The sequence below is a fragment of the Mycolicibacterium parafortuitum genome, assembly GCF_002086815.1.
GTDB lineage: Bacteria > Actinomycetota > Actinomycetes > Mycobacteriales > Mycobacteriaceae > Mycobacterium > Mycobacterium parafortuitum.
On the sequence record NZ_MVID01000007.1, the window covers coordinates 11,323 to 34,042 of the forward strand.

A 22,720-nucleotide genomic window follows, 5' to 3' on the forward strand; every position below is an offset into this window, starting at 1 on the left:
GAAAGAGGATTGTCGGTACGTGACCGCGAATTCACTGGACATCGCCGGGCTGCTCGAGGAGTGGAACGACCGCTCGACACCGGACACCACGTCGACGGTACCCGAACTGTTCGCCGCGCAATGCGCGAGGACCCCGGACGCCGTCGCCGTCGTCGACGGTGACCGGCAGATGACCTATCACGAGCTCGCCGAGCGGGTGAACCAACTGGCCCAGGCGATCAGCCGGACGAGTGCGGACGCCGAGTCGGTGCTGGCGGTCGGGCTGCCACGCTCGGCCGAGATGGTCGTCTGCGTGCTGGCCTCGATGGTCGCCGGCGCGGCGTTCGTGCCGCTCGACCCGGCCTGGCCCGCCCACCGGCGCCGACAGGTGCTGACCGACTCCAGGGCGCGGGCGGCGTTCGTCTCGTCGCCGGACAGTAGCGACTGGGGCGTCGACACCTCGGTCGTGGACCTGCGGGACTGGCGCTTCGGCGACGAGCCCGCAGTCGCGCCTCCCGTGGCGGTACGACCGGCACAGCTTGCCTATGTGATCTTCACGTCGGGTTCGACGGGTAAGCCCAAGGGCGCGATGATCCGGCACGACGCGATCGCCGAGCGGTTGGTGTGGCAACGAGACCATATCCTGCACTTCGGCGACACCGACGCATCGCTGTTCAAAGCGCCACTGTCGTTCGACATCTCGGTCAATGAGATCCTGCTTCCGCTGATTTGCGGGGGTCGTGTGGTGGTGGCCCGGCCCGATGGTGAGAAGGACCCCGAGTATCTACTCGCTCTCATCCGCGATCAGCGGGTCACGTTCGTCTACCTGGTCTCCTCGATGCTCGACACCCTGCTCGAACTGGACCGCCTGACCCCATCCGGTCAGAGTTCGCTGACCTCACTGCGGCACGTTTGGTGCGGCGGAGAGGTGTTGACTCCCAATCTGTTCGCCCGGTTCCGCGACCGACTGTCCACCACGCTCTATCACGGATATGGCCCTGCGGAGGCCACCATCGGTGTCTCGCACGTGATCTACCGGGACTCCGCGGAACGGATCGCGACCTCGATCGGGCGGCCGAATCCGCACACCCAGCTCTACGTGCTCGACGAAGCGCTGCGCCCGGTGCCACCGGGTGTCGGTGGTGAGCTCTACGCCGCCGGTTTCCTGCTCGGCCGCGGCTACGTGAACGCCGCGCCGCTGACGGCGGCACGGTTCGTCGCGAATCCCTTCGACGACAACGGGTCCCGCATGTACCGCACCGGGGATCTGGCCCGCTGGAGTGAAGACGGTTCGCTGGAGTTCCTCGGCCGCGCCGACAACCAGGTCAAGATCCGCGGGCGGCGGATCGAACTCGAGGAGATCGAATCACAGCTCTGCGAGCATCCCGCGGTGCGCCGGGCGGTGGTCACCGTGCACCGCCAGGGCGGCGCGGATCAGCTCGTCGGCTACATCGTCGCGGCGGACGGTATCGACAACGGTGCCGAACTGCATGCCCAGGTCGCGGACTGGGCGCGCTCCCGGCTCCCCGACTACATGGTGCCCTCGCTGTTCGCCGGAATCTCCCGGATCCCGTTGACGGCCAACGGCAAGACCGACCGCCGCGCGCTGCCCACTCCGGGCGCCGCGACCGCGGCCGGCCGCGGCCGGGCACCGCGCACTCCGCGCGAGATCGTGCTGGCCCGTGCCTTCGCCGACGCCCTCGATCTCGACGCCGTCGGAGCCGACGACGACTTCTTCAGCCTCGGCGGCGACAGCATCGTCGCGATCCGGGTGGTCAGCAGGGTCCGTTCGGCCGGCTACGGACTGCGGCCGCGGGACATGTTCGCCCACCGTACGGTCGAAGCGCTGGCACCACTGCTCGTCGAGGCGTCGCCGATCGACGCGCAACCGGTCGACCCCGTCGGCCCGGTCCCCGCCACCCCGATCCTGCACTGGCTCGACGAGATCGCCGGACTGCCCGGCGCATCCGTGCTGGGCGGCTTCTACCAGGGCATGACGCTGGTGACGCCCGGCGACCTGACTCGTTTCGCGTTGCGCGACATCATCGACGCGGTCATGTCCCGCCATCACCTGCTGTGGGCATCCACGACCGGAGCTGCGTCTGCACTCGACATCCCGAAGACCGCCCCCCGGATCCCGCTGCTGACCGGCGAACCCGGTGAGGATGTCGAATCCATGCGCGACCGCCTGCTGCGGCTGCTCGATCCCGCCGCCGGCGCGATGCTGGCCGCGGGCTGGCTGCGTGCCGCGAATCGCCTCGTGGTGGTCGCCCACCACATCGTCGTCGACGGTGTATCGCTGCGGATCCTGGCCGAGGACGTCGCCACTGCGCACCGCCAGCTGTGCCGGACAGGTGCGATCGCGCTGCCCGAACCCCGTACGCCGTGGCGGTCCTGGGCCACCCAGCTCTCCGACGCGGCGGGCCGCGGCGCGTTCGACGGTGACCGGGAGTACTGGGAGCACACCTGCGGCATCGTCGAACCGCGCTGGGGCAACCGGCCTCTGGAGCCCGCACGCGACACGGTCGCCACCGAGGCGAGGCTCACCGTGGAACTGCCTCCGACGGTTTCGGAGCAACTGCTCACCGAGGTCCCCGACCGCATCCACGGTCATGTCAACGATGCGATGGTGGCGGCGCTGTACCTGGCTCTGCGGAACTGGCTCGACGAGCGCGGAATCTCCTGCGCAGAAGGCCTTCTCGTCGAGATGGAAGGTCACGGCCGCGAGGCCCACACGGTCGGCGATATCGACCTGTCCGAGACCGTGGGCTGGTTCACCACGCTCTACCCCGTCGCGCTGCGCGACGACGCGTTCGATCACCGTGCGGCACTGACAGACGGCTCGGCGCTGGCCGCAGCGGTCCGGTCGGTCAAGGACCAGCTGCGGGCGGTGCCGTCGCACGGTATCGGCTACGGTGCGCTGCGGTACCTGACAAACACAGACGGCCGGCTCGATGCCGCGCCGCAGGTGCTGTTCAACTACCTCGGCCGCTTCGACACCACGGACCGGCCCTGGGCGTTCGCCGACACCGGCGCGGCTGTGCTGGAGGGCCGCGACCCGGGGATGCCGCTGCCTCGACTGTTGGAGATCAACGCCGAAGCCGCGGACACCGGTACGGGCCCCGTCCTGCGCGCGACGTTCAGCTGGCCTTCGGGTGCCGTCGCGGAGGCCGAGGTCGCGACGTTGGCGCAGCGCTGGACCGAGCTGATGACGACCATCGCCGGCTGCGACGACGTCCGCGGGCACAGCCCTTCCGATTTCCCCTCGGTGGCATTGGATGCCGCCGATGTCGGCGAGCTGGAAAGCCGGTACCCCGGCCTGACGGACGTAATACCGCTGACTCCGGCGCAGCACGGCATCTACTTCCATTCGACGTTCAACCGGCGCACCGACCCGTATGTCGTGCAGCAGGTCGTCGACATCCACGGGTCGCTCGACGTCGAGCGGTTCCAGCGGGCCACCGAGATCGTGGCGTCTCGGCACCGGTCGCTGTCGGCTGCGTTCACCACCGTCACCGACGGCACGCCGATCGCCGTACACGCGGCGGTGGCAGCCCCCGACTTCGACGTGGTCGACGCTCGCGGGATGTCGGCCGAGCTCGCCGAGGCCGCGGTGGCCCGGCACGCCGAACGGGAGCGCAGGCGACCCTTCGATCTGGCCGCGCCGCCGCTGACTCGCTACACCCTGGTGCGTCGCGACGACCGGTACACGATGATCCAGACGGTTCATCACATCGTCGCCGACGGCTGGTCGGTGCCGCTGGTTCTCGATGACCTGCTGATCGCATACTCCGGTGCCGACTTCGACGGTCCCGCCGCACGATTCGTCGATTTCGTGCAATGGCTGAGATCCCGCGACGAGGACGCCGACGGTGCGGCGTGGGCATCGCTGCTGACCGGCGTGGACGCACCGACACTGCTGGCGCCGCTGGACGGTCTCCGCGGCGGCGGCCACGGGTTCGGCCGAAGGACTTCATCCCCGATCGCACGTGCGGCACTGTCCGAGCGCGCCGCTGCGGCCCGTGTCACGGTCAGCACGATGCTGCACACCGCGTGGGCGTTGACACTGGGCCGGTTGACCGGGCGCAACGACGTCGTTTTCGGCACCGTCGTCTCCGGGCGGTCCGGCGATCTCGCCGGCCTCGACCGGATGGTCGGACTTCTCGTGAACACGATTCCGATCCGGGTCCGATGGGATCATGGCGACGCGATCTCGACGGTGGCCGCGCACCTGGCCGAGGCCGAGTCGGCGGTCCTCGATCATCACCACCTGCCGCTCACCGAAGCGCACCGGATCGCCGGCCTGGACATGTTGTTCGATTCCCTGGTGGTGATCGAGAACCTCGGGGCCACCACGCATTCCACCACTGACCTGCACCTCGGCGAGATCGAGGTGGTCGAGGCTCCGCACTATCCGATCTCGGTGATGATCACCGTTCGCGACACCGTGAGCGTCACCGTCACCAACGACCGGGAGCACGTCTCGGACGTGTTCGCCGACACGGTCATCCGCACGTTCGCCGACGTGCTCAGCACGATCGCCACGGACCCGGGGGCGCGTTACGCACAGCTGCACATCGCCAAGTCGGTTGCGGCCGAACCCGTCGCCGGCACGACGGTCACCGACGTGATCGGGTCCGCCATCTCCGCGCACCGCGACCTGCCGGCGCTACTCACCGACAACGGGGCGCTGACGTTCGCCGAACTCGACCGGCGCGCCGCGGGGCTCGCCCGCCGACTGGCGGACTCCGGTGTCGGCCGCGGCGACGTCGTCGGCCTCGGCATGACCCGGTCGGCCGATCTGGTGGCGGGACTGTGGGCGGTCGTGATGGCCGGCGCGGCCTATCTGCCGCTGGACCTGTCCTACCCGCGTGCGCGGCTGGAGTACATGCTCGCTCACGCCCGACCACGCGCGGTGCTGGTCGACCGCCATGGCCGCGATGTGCTGACCGGTGGGCTGCCCGCCACCACATCCGTCGTCGACACCGACGAATCCGATTCCACTGATCCCGGTCTCACACCGGTCGCCGTCTCGCCGCTCGATGCGGTGTCGGTGCTCTTCACGTCCGGCTCGACCGGAGAACCGAAGGCCGTGGTCGGTACGCACGGCGCACTGTCCAACCGGCTCGCCTGGGCGGTCCGGGACTGGCCCGCCCCGACCCGGCTGGCCAAGAGCTCCCTGTCGTTCATCGACGGAACCACTCAAATGCTCGCCGGGCTCGCCGCGGGTGCGGCCACGGTGCTGGCAGGCGACGACGCGGTCCGCGACGGCGGACGCCTGGCCGCGCTCACCGCCGGCCATCGGGTCACCCAACTCGTCGCAGTGCCGTCGTTGGCGGCCGCGCTGGCCGACGAGCATCCCGGCCAGCTGGGCACGCTGCGGCGCTGGATCGTCAGCGGGGAAGCGCTCACCCCGGGACATCTCGCGGCGCTGCGCACCGCGTGCCCGGACGCCGAGGTCGTGAACTCGTACGGGTCCTCGGAGGTGACCGGCGACGTCCTGGCCGGTGCGCAACAGCAGACACCGGTCACCCTCGGGCATCCTGTGCCCGGCGCCGCGATCCGGATCCTCGGGGACCACCTCGCCGACCTCCCCGACGGTGTGATCGGCGAGATCTACGTCGGCGGAGCCCAACTGGCCCGCGGCTACCTGGACCGGCCCGGCCAGACCGCGACACGATTCGTCGCCACCGCGGACGGCCGGCGGATGTATCGCACCGGCGATCTGGGCGCCAGAATGCCCGACGGACAGGTCGTCTTCGCCGGCCGGTGCGACGACCAATTGAAGGTCAACGGTTACCGAATCGAGCCCGGCGAGATCGAGGCGGTACTGCGCGCGAGGCCCGGGGTGTCGGAAGCCTGCGTGATCGCCCACGGCGCGGCACTGGTGGCCTTCGTGGTCACCGACGGCACCGACCCCGACGATCTGATGTCGGCGCTGGCCGCCGAGCTGCCGCGCCACCTCGTCCCGCGCACACTGGTCACCGTCGACGCGATACCGCTGCTGCCCAACGGCAAACGCGATACCACGGTATTGCGGTTCCTCCTCACCGAGGAGTGCGGTGACGGCGGTTTTCTCGCGCCATCCGATGCCCGGCAGCAACGTGTCGCCGATCTGATGGCCGACGTTCTCGGCGTGCCACGCGTCGGTGCCGAAGCGGACTTCTTCAGCCGCGGCGGCGACAGCATCTCGGCGATCCGGCTCGCCAGCCGGCTGGCGCGCGCCGGGCTGCACGTGACGACCGAGGACGTGTTCCGCGGCCGCACACCGGTCGGGATCGCGGCGGCGGCCGACACCGTGGCGACCGGCGAATCCGGCCGGCCCCGGATCCCCCGCTTCGGCACCGTGACGCTGTCCGACGCGACGCTGCAGAAGATCACGAAGACCGAGAGCATCGAGGACATCTGGGCCATGTCGCCGTTGCAGAAGGGCGTCTACTACCAGAGCGCCCTCGGCGACGCGGCGACCGCGACGTATCTCGCGCAGAACACGTTCGATCTCGACCGCCGCGTCAACATCGCCGCGCTCCAGCACGCATTCACCTCGATGCTGCGGCGCCATCCCCAGCTGCGGGCGGGCTTCCGCACCGTCGAGCACGTCGAGGACACCCCGCCGGCGGGCGCCACCGACCTCGTCCAGGTGGTCATCACCGACCCGCCGTCGGCGATCACCGTCGTGGACCTCGCCGACGGATCCCACCGTGACCCGAGCGCAGAGGCCGCGCGCATCGCCCGGACCGACCGCAGCACCCCGTTCGAGGTGGCGACTCCACCGCTGCTGCGGCTCACCGTGATCCGGCTGCCGGGCTGCCGGGACCGGATCCTGTTGACCTACCACTTCCTGTTGTTCGACGGCTGGTCACGGGAACTCTTCCTGCGGGAGTTGTTCTCTCTGTACGCATCCCACCTCACAGGAAGCGGTGCCGCCGGCGCGGTCGAACCGCACGGCGAAGTCGTGACGCGGTATCTGCGCTGGGTGGACGAGATCGGTCAGGACGGGGCCACACAGGCTTGGGCCTCGCTGCTCGCGGGGCTCTCCGAGCCGACCCTGGCCAGCGGCGTAACCCCCGGTCATCCCGACGCGGCCGCGGATACCGAGCCGGGACGCATCGTCGTGACCGTGCCCGAGCGGATCACCTCGCAATTGCACGTCGTCGCGACCGAACTGGGTGTCACCCTGAATTCGGTGGTGACCGCGGCGGTCGCGCTGGTGACCGGTTACCACGCCGGGACCACGGATGCCGTGCTGGGTACCACGGTCGCGGGCCGACCCGGCGAGATCAGCGGTATCGACGAGACGATCGGGCTGTTCCTGAACACCGTGCCTGTGCGGGTGGATCTGTCCCCGACGAGGACGGCCGCCACCGCGATACGTGCGATCGCCGAGCAGCGCGTGGCGATGATGCGCCACGACCACCTCGGCCTCGGCCAGATCCACCGGACCGCCGGCGACACCGGCGATGCGCTGTTCGACACCCTGCTGGTGCTGCAGAACTTCCTCGGCGACGACACATTCGCCGATATGGAGGCCGAGCACGGCATCATCGGTGTCGACTACCACGACACCACGCATTTCCCGCTGACCTGGGTGCTGACACCCGGACGAGAACTGACCGTCAAACTCGAGCACCGCGTGGTCGGCGAAACCCGCGCGCAGGAGATGGTCGCCCAACTGCTCACCACGTTGCAGACCGTCGCCGAGGCGCCCGACATCTCGCTGGGCGCGGTCGGATTGGCCGGCCGAACGCGCGTGGAAGCGCTGGAGCGGCGATGGTCGGCGACCGCACGGCCGGTCGACGACATCACCATCGCCGAACTCCTGGCCCAGCAGGCCGACCGTACCCCCGAGCAGATCGCCCTGGTGTTCGGCGCCGAACGGCTGACCTACCGTGAGTTCGACGACCGGGTCAGCCGGCTGGCCCGGTACCTCCGCTGCTACGGAGCGGCGGCCGAGACGTTCGTCGCACTGGCGTTACCGCGTTCCATCGACATGGTGGTCGCGCTGTTCGCCGTGCTGAGGGCCGGCGCGGCCTACCTGCCGCTGGAACTCGACTTGCCGGCCGAGCGGCTGCGCACGATCGTCGCCGACGCGAATCCCGTCCTGCTGGTGACCACCGCGGCCAATGCCGAGCTGGCCGGGTGCGGGCAGCGGCACGGCGCAGCCGTGATCACCCTCGACGACCCACGCACCGCGGACGCGGTCGCCGCCACCGCGGCAGAGCCGCTGAGCGAAGAGGAACTCGGTGTGTTCGCGTCCGGGGCGCGGCGGCTGCAGCATCCCGCGTATCTGATCTACACCTCGGGCTCGACCGGGACACCGAAGGGCGTTCTGACCGGATACGCGGGGCTGACCAACATGTACTTCAACCACCGGGAGGCGATCTTCGCGCCGACGGTGCGCCGTGCGGGCGGCAGAACGCTGAACATCGCCCACACCGTGTCGTTCTCGTTCGACATGTCGTGGGAGGAGTTGTTCTGGCTCGTCGACGGGCATCGTGTGCACATCTGCGACGAGGAGCTGCGCCGTGACGCGCCCGCGCTGGTCGAGTACTGCGCGACGCGGCACATCGACGTGGTCAATGTGACACCGACCTACGCCCATCACCTGCTCGATGCGGGTCTGCTCGACGGGCACACCCCGGCGCTGGTGCTGCTCGGCGGCGAGGCCGTCAGCGAGCACGTGTGGACGGTGCTGCGTGACCACCCTGACACCGCCGGGTACAACCTCTACGGACCCACCGAGTACACCATCAACACCCTCGGTGGCGGCACCGAGGACAGCGCCACCCCGACGGTGGGACAACCGATCTGGAACACCCGCGGCTACATCCTGGACGTCGCGCTGCGGCCGGTGCCCGACGGCGCGGTCGGTGAGCTCTACATCGCGGGCACCGGTCTGGCGCGTGGCTACCACCGCAGGCCCGGTCTGACGGCCACCTCGATGGTCGCCGACCCGTTCGTCCCAGGTGGCCGCATGTATCGCACAGGAGATCTTGTGCGCCGTCGCGCCGGCAAGTCCGGGCTGCTGGACTACCTCGGCCGCGCCGACGACCAGGTCAAGATCCGCGGTTACCGAGTCGAGCTCGGCGAGATCGAGTCGGTACTCGCCGGCGCTGACGGCGTACACCGGTGCGCGGTCGTGGTCCGCACCGGTTCCGGCCTACCGCCGGTGAAATCGCTTGCCGCCTACGTGGTTCCGACTGCTGTCGCGGACTCCGTGAACACGATGGACACGACACGCTTCGTCGCCGCGCTGCGCGACCATCTCGCCGCGCGGTTACCGGGTTACATGGTGCCGACGCGGTACGGCGTGGTCACCGAACTGCCCCTGACGATCAACGGCAAGCTCGACGTGGCCAGGCTGCCCGAACCCGTTGCCGTGACCACCGGTACCGCGCGAGCACCACGCACCGAACGCGAGGCGCTGCTGCTCGGCATCGTGTCGTCCGTCCTCGGCATCGACGACATCGGCGTGGATGACGACTTCTTCACCCTCGGCGGCGACAGCATCTCGTCGATCGCGGTGTGCGGGCGGGCCCGCAAGGCCGGTCTGCGCATCACCCCCCGCGAGGTGTTCCGGAGGAGGACTGTCGCCGCTGTCGCGGCATTCGCCGACACGGCGGCACCGGAGTCCGTGTCCGCGCCCGACTCGGGAGTCGGGCCGATCGCCGGCACCCCGATGCTGGCCGAGACGATGGCGGCCGCGACACCCTTGTCGAACTTCTACCAGTCGATGGTGTTGAGCACCCCGGCGGAGCTGACCGAAACCCAGCTCAGCGACCTGCTGGCCGCGCTACTGGACGCACACCCGATGCTGCGGGCGAGAACGCAGGACCGCGACGGCGGATGGACGCTGACAGTGCCGGCCGCGACCACCCCTGCGGCCCAGGTGCTGACCCGCATCGCGGGCACACTGACCGAGACGACCCTCCAGCGGGCCACCGAGGCCTCCGCCGCGGAACTCGACCCGGCCGACGGTGTCATGGTGCGGGCCGTGTGGTACGACTCCCCCGGCGCCGCAGGACAATTGCTGCTGGTGATCCACCACCTGGTCGTCGACGGCGTGTCCTGGCGCATCCTGATCCAGGATCTGGCGCGAGCGTGGCAACGCATGACCGCAGGCGACCCCGCACACGTCGACCAGGTCCCGACCTCGTTCCGCACCTGGGCGGAAGCACTGACGAGCACCGATCGGTTCGCCACCGAAACGCAGTACTGGAACGACGTGTTGGCGACGCCCGACCCAGCTCTCGGTGTCCGCGCGGCAGATCCCGGTCGGGACACCGCCGCGACAGTCCGCGAACACACCTTCTCGCTGCCCGCCGCGGTGGGCACCGCATTGTTGTCCTCGGTTCCCGCATCCTTCCACGGCGGCGTCAACGACGTGCTGCTGTCGACATTCGCACTGGCACTGCACAAGTGGCGTGCCGACCGCGGCCGCGGCGAGGGCAGCGCAGCGCTGCTGAACCTCGAAGGCCACGGCCGCGAGGCCGACCTGGTGCCCGGCCACCTCGATCTGAGTCGCACGGTGGGATGGTTCACCGCGATCTACCCGGTCCGCGTGGACCCGGGGGTGCTGTCGTGGGACGAGGTGCTGGGCGCGGGGCCTGGACTGGCCCGCGCAGTGAAGGCGGTCAAGGAACAGCTGCGCGCGGTTCCCCACCGCGGCCTGGGTTACGGTGTGCTGCGCCACCTCGACGGTTCCGCACCGGTGCGGGGCCGCGCCCCGCAGATCCTGTTCAACTATCTGGGCCGCTTCTCCGGACGCACCGGGCGTGGCTGGGAGGCGGCATCCGGGCTCGGCACCCTGCGCGAAGGGGTCGCCCCCGCCAATCCCGCAGGCACGCTGGAGATCAACGCACTGGCCGAGGACGGCCCCGACGGCACCGTGCTGACCGCGACACTGTCCTGGCCCCAGGGGCTGTTCCCCGGCTCCGAGATCGACGAACTCGCCACGCTGTGGCGTGACGCGCTCGACGCGCTGACCCGGTGCTCGGCGCTGCCGGGTCACACCCCGTCCGACTTCGCCCTGGTTCGGCTCTCGCAGAACGACATCGACACGCTCGCACAGGACGGCCCCGTCGAGGACGTGCTGCCGCTGATGCCGCTGCAGCAGGGCATGTACTTCCACAGCGTGTACGGCGAAGGCGTCGACACCTACCGGGTCCAGCAGATCGCCGGGCTCAGCGGCCCGCTCGACCCGGCCGCGCTGGGCCGCAGCATCGATGCCGTCGTGCAGCGGCACCAGGCGCTGCGCGCGGGCTTCCGGGAGCTCGAGGACGGCACGCTGGCCCAGGTCATCCGGGCACAGGTGGATGTCGAGTTCGCGGTCGCACACGGTGCGCTCGATGAGGTTGCCGGTGAACAACTCTCACGGCCATTCGACCTCGCCGACGCACCGCTGGTGCGATACACGCTGGTGTCGCTCAGCACCACCGAGCACCGGCTGATCCAGACGATGCACCACATCGTCGCCGACGGGTGGTCCTACCCGCTGATCTTCGGCGACATCATCAAGCACTACAACGTCATGCACCACAACGTCCGCGAGAGCACGAGCACCGCACTTCCCCCCGCCGCCGTCACACTGCGCGACCACATCGAATCGACACTCGGCGGCAATCGCGAATCGGCGCGGCGCGCCTGGGCGGACGCCCTCGACGGTGTCGAGCCGACACTGTTGTACGGCAACGGTGTTCGAGGCGCCGCCAAGCACCGCAGTCACGTGCGACGGCTGCCCGCCGGCCTGACCGCTGAGCTTGCCCGAAGAGCACGCGAATGCGGTATCACCATGTCCACCGCGCTGCACGGCGCGTGGGCACTGGTCCTTGGCCGGCTGCTCAACCGCACGACCGTGGTCTTCGGCTCGACGGTGTCCGGCCGCGGCGGCGACCTCGCCGGGGTGCAATCCCTGGTCGGTCTGCTTATCAATACCATCCCGGTGCCGGTGTCGTGGACACCGCGTTCGTCGGTCGGTGCCGTTTTCGCCGAGCTGCAGGACCAGCAGGGCGCTCTGCTCGATGCCCAGCAGGTCGGGCTGACCGAGCTCTCCCGGCTGGCCGGGGTGCGGGAGTTCTTCGACACCCTGGTGGTGGTCGAGAACTTCCCCGCGACCGCGACCACGGAGGACACCGACGCGCTGTCGTTCCACGGTTTCACCGGCACCGACGCCCCACACTATCCGCTGTCTGTTGTCGCCTATCTCGACGAGCGGCTCGTCGTCGAGATCAAATACGACGCCGGCGTGCTCGGCGACGACGACGCCGCCAGGTACGCCGAGAGGATCGAGCACGTCCTGCGCACGTTCGCCGAGAACCCCGAGGTGCCGACGGGTTCGGTGGACATCCGTACCGCTGCCGAGCGGGCCTTCGCGCCGGGCGGCGTCTGGTCCGGCCCCGACGTCACCTTGGGTGAGGCGTTCTCCGCCGCGGTGCGCCGCAACCCCGCCGCAGTCGCGGTCACCGCGGGTTCTTCGTCGCTGACCTACGCCGAACTCGACGACCGCTCCGCCGCCCTGGCACATGCGCTTGCCGCAGCCGGAGTGCGATCCGAGTCCCGGGTAGCGGTGGCGCTGCCCCGGTCGGTCGACCTGATCGTCGGCCTGCTCGCGGTCGTCAGGGCCGGCGGTACCTACGTGCCGCTCGACCTCGACTCCCCCGCGGCGCGGCTGCGGCACATCGTGGCCGACAGCGCCCCGGTGTGCGTGCTGACCGACCACCCTGACCGAGTTCGCGATGTCGCGGCGTCCGTGCTGCTGATAGGTGAAGCGGCACAGGCTGATTCAACAGGTCGCGGGCTGCCCGCGGTCGATCCCGACCAGGCCGCCTACGTGATCTACACGTCCGGCTCGACCGGTGCGCCCAAGGGGGTCGCGGTCAGCCACCGCAACGTGGCGGCGCTGTTCGCCGGCACCGCGGAGGTCTTCGAATTCGGCCCCGGCGACGTGTGGACGATGTTCCATTCCGCCGCGTTCGACTTCTCGGTGTGGGAGCTGTGGGGCGCGCTGCTGCACGGCGGCCGGCTCGTGGTCGTCGACGCGGCCGACGCGCGGGATCCGGAACGCTTCGCGCGGCTGCTGGAATCCGAACGGGTCACGGTGCTCAACCAGACGCCGTCGGCGTTCTACCCGTTGGTCGACGCCGACCGCCGACTGCAGCCCGCGCTGTGCCTGCGCTACGTCGTCTTCGGCGGCGAGGCACTCGACCCCGGCCGGCTCACGGACTGGTTCGACCGGTATGGCGACACACCGGATTCGCCGCGCCTGGTCAACATGTACGGCATCACCGAAACGTGTGTGCATGTCTCGCATCGGGCGCTGTCGCGCAAAGACGCCGAAGGCGCCCGGGGCAGTGCGGTCGGCGGACCCCTCCCGGGTTTGCGGATCCATCTGCTCGATGAGCGACTGCAGCCGGTACCGGCGGGGGTTGTCGGCGAGATGTACATCGCCGGTGGGCAACTCGCTCGTGGCTACCTCGGGCGAGCCGGCCTGACGGCGTCGCGGTTCGTCGCGAACCCGTTCGACGGTGCCGGCGAACGGCTCTACCGCAGCGGCGACACCGCGATGTGGACTGCCGACGGCGACCTCGTCTACGTCGGCCGCTCCGACCAGCAGGTCAAGGTGCGCGGGTATCGCATCGAACTCGGCGAGGTGGAATCCGCACTCGCCGCGCTCAACGGCATCAGCAATGCCGCCGCTGCCGCGCGCAGCGACGACACCGGCCGTACCAGGCTGATCGGGTACCTGGTGACCGACACCTCGTTCGACGTGGCGCAGGTCCGCGCGCGGCTGGCCGAACGGCTGCCGGACTACATGGTGCCGTCGGCGTTCGTCGCACTGGACGCGCTCCCGCTGACGGTCAACGGCAAGCTCGACCGCGACCGGCTCCCCGATCCGGCAGATGTCGTCACCGCAGAGGACGGTGCACCGCCCGCCGCGACAGGCGTCGCCGCCGAGATCGCGGCGCTGTGCACCGAGATCCTGCGGGTTCCGGTCGGTGTCGACGACGATTTCTTCACGCTGGGCGGCGACAGCATCGTCGCGATCCAGCTGGTGAACAGGGCACGGCGAGCCGGGCACCGGATCACCCCGCAGCAGGTCTTCGTGGCCAGGACACCGGCGGCGCTCGCCGCTGTCGCGTCCGCCGGTCAGGACCGCCCCGTTCAGGAGGTCCGCGATCCCGGTGCCGAACCCGGCGAGGTTCCGCCGACCCCGATCGTGGCCCGGCTCGCCGAACTCGGCGGCACGATCCGCCGGTTCAACCAGGCGGAGCTGGTGTTGACCCCGGCAGGTCTGAGACCCGAGCACCTCGACGCCGCGATCACCGCCGTGGTGCACCGCCACGATGCGCTGCGGCTCCGATTGGTGCGCCCGGTCCCGAGCCTGTGGACGCTGGAGACCGTGGCGGAACAACCGGCGTCGGTGTTGCGGGTGGACGCCGCGGATCTCGGCGACGACGAGCTGGCCGAGACGATCGCCGTGGCGTCTGACGCGGCCGCCGACCGGCTCGACCCGGAGACCGGACAAGTCCTGCAGGCCGTGTGGTTCGATCGCGGAGACACCGCGCGCGGCCGGCTGCTGCTGGTCGTGCATCACCTCGCTGTCGACGCGGTGTCCTGGCGCATCCTGCTCGACGACCTCGCCGAGGCCTGTGAGCAGGCCGCCGCCGGGACGGCCCGTGCACTGCCCGCGGTGCCGACGTCCTACCGCACATATGCGCGTGCCGTCACCGAGAACGCCCAACAGGCTGCTCGGCTCGCCGAATTCGAGCATTGGACGGCAACTCTGGCCCCGGGCGCCGAACTCGATCCGTCCCGTGCCGCGATCGGACTGACCGTGGGGGAGACACGCGACCACGAGATCGCCCTCGACGTCGACGAGACCGCTCCGTTGCTGACCACCGTCCCTGCGATGGCCAACGCCGATGTCACCGAGACCCTGATCGCCGCACTGCATCTCGCGGTCGGGCGCTGGCGGGCGGGACACGGGGTCGATCCCGCCTCACCGCTGGTACTCGACCTCGAGCGGCACGGCCGAGCCCGCTGGGGAGAAGACCTCGATCTGTCGCGCACGGTGGGCTGGTTCACCGCCATCGCGCCGGTACGGCTCGATCTGAGCGCTGCGCCCGGTGATCTCGTCGGCACGCTGGCCGAGGTCAAGGAGACGCTGCGCGCGGTACCCGACGGCGGCGTCGGGTACGGGCAGCTGCGCTACTGCAATCCGCGCACGGCCTCGGCGCTGGGCAGGCTGCCCGCGCCGCAGCTGCTGTTCAACTACCTCGGCCGGTGGAGTTCCGGCGCTGAAGCCGACTGGCACAGCGCCCCAGAGGAACGCGCGCTTCGGACCGCACCGGATCCGGACCTCGGCACGCCGTATCTGCTCGAGATCAACGCGCACTGCGACGACACCGCGGACGGCCCGCGGCTGCGTGCGGTGCTCACCTACGCAGACGAGGGAATGACCGACGACTCCGTCGCGAACCTCGCCGGGCACTGGACCGCCGTGTTGCGTGAGTTCGGCGAGCTCGCAGCAGAATCCGCCACCACTGTGCTGACCCCGTCGGACGCACCGCTGGTGAGGCTGACCCAGCGGCAGATCGATACCGTCGTGGCCGGTGTCCCCGCGCGCGTCGAGACGATCTGGCCGCTGTCCCCACTGCAGCAGGGGGTCTACTTCCAGGCGCGGTACTCCCCCGCCGCGGTCTACATCGTCCAGAACGTGTTCGACTTCGCCGAACCGATCGACACCGAGGCGCTACGGGCCGCGTACTCCGCGGTGATGCAGCGCAATCCGGTGCTGCGGTCCGCATTCTGGGCCGACGGCGTCCCGGCGCCGGTCGCGGCGATCGCCCTCGACCCGGTGTGCGACCCCGAGATCGTGGACCTGACCGGCGTTTCCGCATCTGCTATCGAGGAGCAGTTGGCCCGCGTCACCGCCGAGGAGCGGCTGCGCACCTTCGACCTGGCGACCCCACCGCTGGCCCGGTTCACCGTGGTACGCACCGGCACCGGAGCCGAACGCCTGATCTTCAGTTACCACTTCCTGCTGCTGGACGGCTGGTCCCGCGAGCAACTGCTGCGCGAACTGTTCGCCTACTACGCGGCAGTCCGATCCGGCGAGACGGCCGACCTGCCCGCTCCGCGCGCCGCGTTCACCGACTACCTGCGCTGGCTTTCGGGTCGGGACACCGAGAGCTCCGCGCGGCGGTGGGCCGATACCTTGTCCGGGCTGGTGGCACCGACGCTGCTGGTGCCGGCAGCGGTCGGCACCGAGCCGACGCTGGCGATGCGGCGCGAGTTCGTGCTCTCCGAGACCGACACCGCCGCACTGGGCCGCACCGCACGGTCGGCCGGGGTCACCCTCAACGCGCTGATGAGCACCGCGCTGGCACTCGTCCTCGGCTACGAAACGGGCAGTGACGACGTCGTATTCGGTTCGACGGTGGCAGGCCGGCCCACCGAGATCGACGGTATCGACGAGGTGATCGGCCTGTTCCTGAACACCGTGCCGACCCGGGTGCGGCTACACGCCGGCCGGCCCGCCGTCGATGCGATGCGGGCGGTCCAGAACGACCGTCTCGACCTGATGGACCATGAGTACCTGGGTCTCGGAGACATCCAACGAGCCGCGGCAGCTGCGGGCAGCGATGCGCTGACCAGCTCCGGTCCACTGTTCGACAGCCTGTATGTGCTGCAGAATTTCCTGGACGACGACACGTTCACCGACCTGGAATCCGAGCACGGCATCGTCGGCCACGATTCGGTCGACGCGTCACACTATCCGCTGACCTGGGTGGCATCCCCGGGTAAACGGTTGTGGGTCAAGCTCGAGTACCGCCCCGACGTGGTCGACCGCGACCGCGCCGAACGGCTACTCCACCGGCTGCGCCAAGTGCTGCTGCACCTGGCTGCCGGCGGGGGCAGCGAACCCCTCGGCGCCACGCCGCTGGCGCTGGACCGCGAAAGGACCGCAGCGCAGGCCCGTACCGACGCGACCCGGCACCCGCTGCCGCAGGCCGCGGTGACCGATCTGCTCGCCGGACGCGCCGAGCGCTCCCCCGGACTCACCGCCCTGGTATGCGGTACCGAGCACGTCGACTACCGCGAACTGCAAACCCGGATCAACCGGCTCGCCTGGATGCTGCGTCACCGCGGCATCGGTACCGGGCACACCGTGGCGCTGGCCATCCCCCGCTCGATCGACACCGTGGTCGCGCTTTTCGCGGTGCTGCGAGCCGGTGCGGCGTATCTACCGCTGGAGCTGGACTACCCGGACGAGCGGCTTGCCGTGACGCTCGACGACGCCCGACCGGCCGCCGTGCTGACGACCACGGCCGTCGCGGCACGGATCCGACCGCTGACCCCGCGGCACTGCTCGGTGATCGCGCTCGACGCCGTCGAGACCGTCGCCGAATACGGTGCGGCACGGCCGGATTGGGACGGATTCCGTCCCGCCCCCGGCGATCCGGCCTACGTGATCTACACCTCCGGCTCCACCGGGCGACCGAAGGGTGTCGTGACACCGCACCGCGGCCTGACCAACATGCACCTGAACCATTTCGACGCGATCTTCGCCCCGGCGATCGACAAGGCCGGTGGCCGGCGGCTGCGGATCGCGCACACCGTGTCGTTCTCGTTCGACATGTCGTGGGAGGAGCTGCTCTGGCTGGTCGAAGGCCACGAGGTGCACATCTGCGATGAGAACCTCCGCCGCGACGCCTCCGCACTCGTCACCTACTGCCATGACCGCCGGATCGATGTCGTCAACGTCACCCCGACCTACGCCGGTGTGCTGTTCGAGCAGGGATTGCTCGACCCGGACGCGCATCCGCCGGTGCTGGTGCTGCTCGGCGGCGAGGCGGTGTCGAACGCGGTGTGGTCAAGGCTTCGGGACAGCGAGACCAGCTACGGCTACAACCTCTACGGGCCGACCGAGTACACCATCAACACGCTCGGGTGCGGCACCGATGACAGCGTCACACCTACAGTGGGGCAACCCATCTGGAACACCGCCGCCCATATTCTCGACCCCTGGCTGCGTCCCGTCCCGGACGGCACCCCCGGCGAGCTGTACGTCGCGGGCGCCGGTCTGGCCCATGGATATCTGCGCAGCCCGGATCTGACGGCGGCCCGATTCGTCGCCAACCCGTTCCACGATCCGTCCACCGGCTTCGACTCGCGCATGTACCGCACCGGGGACATCGTGGCGCGCCGCGCCGACGGCAATCTGGAGTTCCTCGGCCGCTCTGACGACCAGGTCAAGATCCGCGGATACCGCGTGGAGTTGGGGGACATCGAAACAGCGCTGGGCGCCCATCCGTTCGTCGCGCAGGCTGCGGTCATCGCGCGGCCCGACCCGCACGTCGCCGGTGGCCGGCGTCTGGTCGGCTTCGTGGTTCCGGCGCTGCCTGAGCACGAAACCGTGGTCGACGAACTCCGCGCCCATCTGAAGGCCGTCCTCCCCGCCTTTATGGTGCCCTCGGCGATCACAGTCCTCGATCGCCTGCCGTTGACCGACAACGGCAAGCTCGACGTCAGGGCGCTGCCCGAGGTGACCGCCGACGACCTCGGCGACTGTGGGCGCGCACCCCACACGGACACCGAACACGCGCTGTGCGCTCTGTTCTCCGAGATCCTCGCCGTCGAGGTCACCGGGGTCGGCGCGGATTTCTTTGCCCTCGGCGGGCATTCGCTGTCGAGCATCAAGCTGATCAACGGTGTCAGGGCGACGCTGGGCACCGAGCTGTCGCTACGCGACGTGTTCGACAACTCGACGGTGGCCCAACTCGCGGACCTCCTCGACGCCGGGACCGACAGCGTCACCGCCTCACCCGCCCGCCTCGCGTTGACCGCGCGACCGCGGCCGGCCACGGTACCGGTATCCCCGGCACAGGAGCGCATGCTGATCCTCGACCGTCTCGGCGGCCCCGGTACCGCGTACAACTATCCGCTGGTGTTCACCACGGCGGACGAGCTGGATGTGGCCGCGCTGTCGGAGGCACTCGGCGATGTGGTGTCCCGGCACGAAGCGCTGCGCACCGTGTTCGGCATGCACCGCGGCGGGTTCACCCAACAGGTCCTGCACGAGGACACCCCGGTGCCGCTGGACGTAGTCGATTGCGTATCCGCCGAGGTGGATGCCCGCGTCGACCGCGCTGTGCGGCACCGCTTCGATCTGTCGTCGCAGATTCCGTTGCGGGCGAGAGTTTTCCGTCATGACCGCGGGCACACCGTGGCGCTGCTGCTGCACCACATCGCGACCGACGAGTGGTCGGATGGGCCGTTCCTGCGTGACCTCGAGCGCGCCTATGCGGCACGTGAGCGCGGCGCCGCCCCGGCGTTCGATGCGCTGCCCGTCCAGTACGCCGACTATGCGCTGTGGCAGCGCGAGCGGCTCACCGATACCAGGCGGCAGCGGCTCGACTTCTGGCACCGAGCCATGGCCGATGCGCCCGACGAGATGTTCCTTCCGACCGACCGGCCGCGGCCGTCCGTACCGTCCGGTGTCGGCGGTGTCGTGCAGCACCGGCTGACGCCCGAGACCGCGGAGGCCCTGCGCGGGCTGGCCCGGGACGGCCAGGCAAGCATGCTGATGGTGCTGCACGCGGCCGCGGCGGTGCTGTTGCACCGATTGGGTGCGGGCCCGGACATCGTCGTCGGGACGCCGGTGGCCGGGCGTGACGAGGCGGTGCTCGCCGACGTGGTCGGATTGTTCGTCAACACAGTGGCGCTGCGCGTGGACGCGTCGGGCAACCCCGGCTTCGCCGATCTGCTCGCCCGCGTCCGCGACGCCGACCTGGCCGCGTTTTCTCACGCGGATCTGCCGTTCGACCATGTCGTGGATGCCCTGAACCCGCCGCGACGTCCCGGCCGCAATCCGTTGTTCAACGTGTTCGTCGGATACCACCGACGCGACGGCGATGACGGATCTCTGTTCGGCCACGCCGTCGAGTGGCACGAACCGACCACGCGCACGGCGATGTTCGACCTCGGCTTCACCCTCACAGACGGCGGTGACGGTGCGGCACTGACTTTGACGACCGAGTACAGCGGCGATCTGTTCGACGTGTCCTCGGTGCGCACGCTCACCGGGAGGCTCGCCGCCGTGCTCGACGCGGCCGCCGCGGACGCGACGGTTCGGGTCGGCGACGTCCCGGTGCTCACCGGCACCGAACGCGATTCGGTTGTCGGCGAACGCAACCGAACCGATCACACGGTCGGTCCGGATACGCTGGGCGTCCTCGTGTCGGCGCAGGCGCGACGGACCCCGAATGCCGAAGCGGTGCGGTTCGGTGACGACCGCCTGACCTACGCCGCGCTGGACGGTTGGTCCGACCGGCTGGCGACGCGGCTCTGCGACCAGGGTTGCGGGGCGGGTTCTGTCGTCGGCGTGAGCCTGCCACGCTCGGTCGAGCTCGTGGTGGCTCTGGTCGCGGCCGCCAAGGCGGGTGCGGCCTTCCTGCCTCTCGACCCGGAGTACCCGCCCGACCGGCTGCGGTACATGATCACCGATGCCGCCCTCAGCGTCGTCCTCGATGACGCGGACGCCATCCGGGCGGCCCGGTCCGGTGAGCGCCACGCGCTGCCCGCGGTCGATCCGGCGGCGTGGGCGTACGTGCTGTACACCTCCGGCTCGACCGGCACTCCGAAGGGCGTCGCCGTGCCGCATGCCGGCATCGTGAACCGGATCGCATGGCTGCAGCACGCGTACCCGCTGCACAGCGCCGACCGGATGCTGGTGAAGACACCGATCAGTTTCGACACCTCGGTGTGGGAACTGTTCTGGCCGCTCAGTGTCGGGGCCGCACTGGTGGTCGCCGACCCCGGCGGGCACCGCGACCCGCGGTATCTGACCCGGACGATCCGGGAGCACGCGGTGACGGCGGTCGACTTCGTACCGTCGATGCTGGAGTTGTTCCTCGACGATCCGCACGCGAGTACCTGCACGTCGCTGACCCGCGTCACCGTCGGCGGTGAGGCGCTCACCGACGAGATCGCCGGACGGTTCGCCCGCACCTTCCCCGGGGTCCCGCTGCACAACCTCTACGGACCCACCGAAGCCTCGGTCGATGTGCTCGGCTGGACGGCCGACGGCGGCGCGGTGTCGCTGGGCACACCGGGTTGGAACGTACGTGCCTACGTACTCGACGAGTACCTTCAGCCCGTCCCGGACGGTGTCCCGGGCGAGCTGCATCTGGCCGGTATCCAGCTCGCCGACGGCTATCTGGGCCGGTTCGGGCTGACCGCACAACGATTCGTCGCCGACCCGTTCGGCGCCGGCACCCGGATGTATCGCACCGGTGACATGGTCCGCTGGCGGCGTACCGGCACGGCGCCGGCGACGCTGGAGTACCTGGGACGCACCGACGAGCAGATCAAACTGCGCGGTGTGCGCATCGAACCCGGCGAGATCGAGGCGGTGCTGTGCGGACATCCGACGGTCGGGTCGGCAAAGGTGCTGGTCCACCGCGACCGATTGGTGGCATACGTGGTGCCGGGACCCGAGGGCTTCGATACGGCACGGGACACCGAGTCGCTGCGCAGGCACGCCTCGGCTGCGCTGCCGAGCCACATGGTGCCGTCGGCGTTCGTCGCACTCGACAGGTTCCCGCTGACGCCCAGCGGCAAGCTGGACCGCCGCGCGCTACCGGAACCGTCGCCGGCCGCGGTATCAGGGAGGCCGCCCACCACCGATGCGCAGAGGCGGCTCTGCGACCTGTTCGGGGAGATCCTCGCAGTACGGGTCGACGACATCGACGCGGATTTCTTCACCCTCGGCGGGCATTCGCTGCTGCTGGTCCGGCTGGCGACCGGGATCCGCCACCGATTCGGCGTCCAGATACCGGTCACCGAGTTGATCGCCGCGCCGGCGGTCGCCGATATCGCGGAGCGCCTGTCCGACGGCCCGGATGCAGCTGCCGGTCAGATCGCAGACGGCCTCGCCCCGGTGCTGACGCTGCGCGGCTCGGGTGACCGGCCGCCGCTGTTCTGCCTGCCCCCGGCCAGCGGGCTCGGATGGCAGTTCGCCGGCCTGAAACAGCACCTTCCCGACGCGATCCCGATCTACGCGCTGCAGTCGACGACCTTCGCCGGTGCCCCCCAACCCGACGACATCGCTGATCTGGCGACCGAGTTCGCCGACCGGATCACCGAGATCGCCCCCGCCGGCCCGATCCGACTGCTGGGCTGGTCCTTCGGGGGTTCGGTGGCGATACTCACCGCGCAGGTGCTGCGCAGCCGGGGCGTCGAGGTCGAGTTCGTCGGCATGCTCGACACGCGCACCGACACGACCGAGGATCCCGGGGCATTCCACGCTGAAACAGTTCTCGGCGCGTTGCTGCGCGAGATGGGTTTCGCCGTGGAGCCCGGCGCCCCGATGACCGTCGAGCAGGCCGTCGACCTGGTGAAGGGCTCCGAGGATGCGATCACGGTCCTCGACGACGAGCAGATCGCGGTCGTGGTCGAGAACTACGTCGCCGCCGAACGCCTCACCGCCTCCGCCGATTACGGTTGCTACGACGGTGACGTGTGGTTCGTCGACGCCGGACGTCTGGAGATGGATTTCGACGGCGTCGCATCGAAGGGCTGGCGTACCCATGTCGGCGGCGTCCTCGAGGTGGTTCGTCTCGACTGCAGGCACTCCGAGTTGATGGATCGTCCGGTTCTTGAGGTGTTGGGACCGCTTCTGGCAGAACAGCTTCAGCGGTGATCAGCGCGAGATACGCCGATGCCCCGCCGGTGCACC

Annotated in this window: 1 protein-coding gene; it reads left to right on the forward strand. The window is 69.8% G+C overall.

Annotated elements, in window-relative coordinates; translation table 11 throughout:
- The first annotated feature begins 19 nt into the window (after window positions 1-19).
- Entirely contained in the window at window positions 20-22,684 is a 22,665-nt protein-coding gene (locus tag BST38_RS10440) for a non-ribosomal peptide synthase/polyketide synthase (protein ID WP_083143228.1), read from the forward strand.
- The last annotated feature ends 36 nt before the right edge of the window (window positions 22,685-22,720 follow it).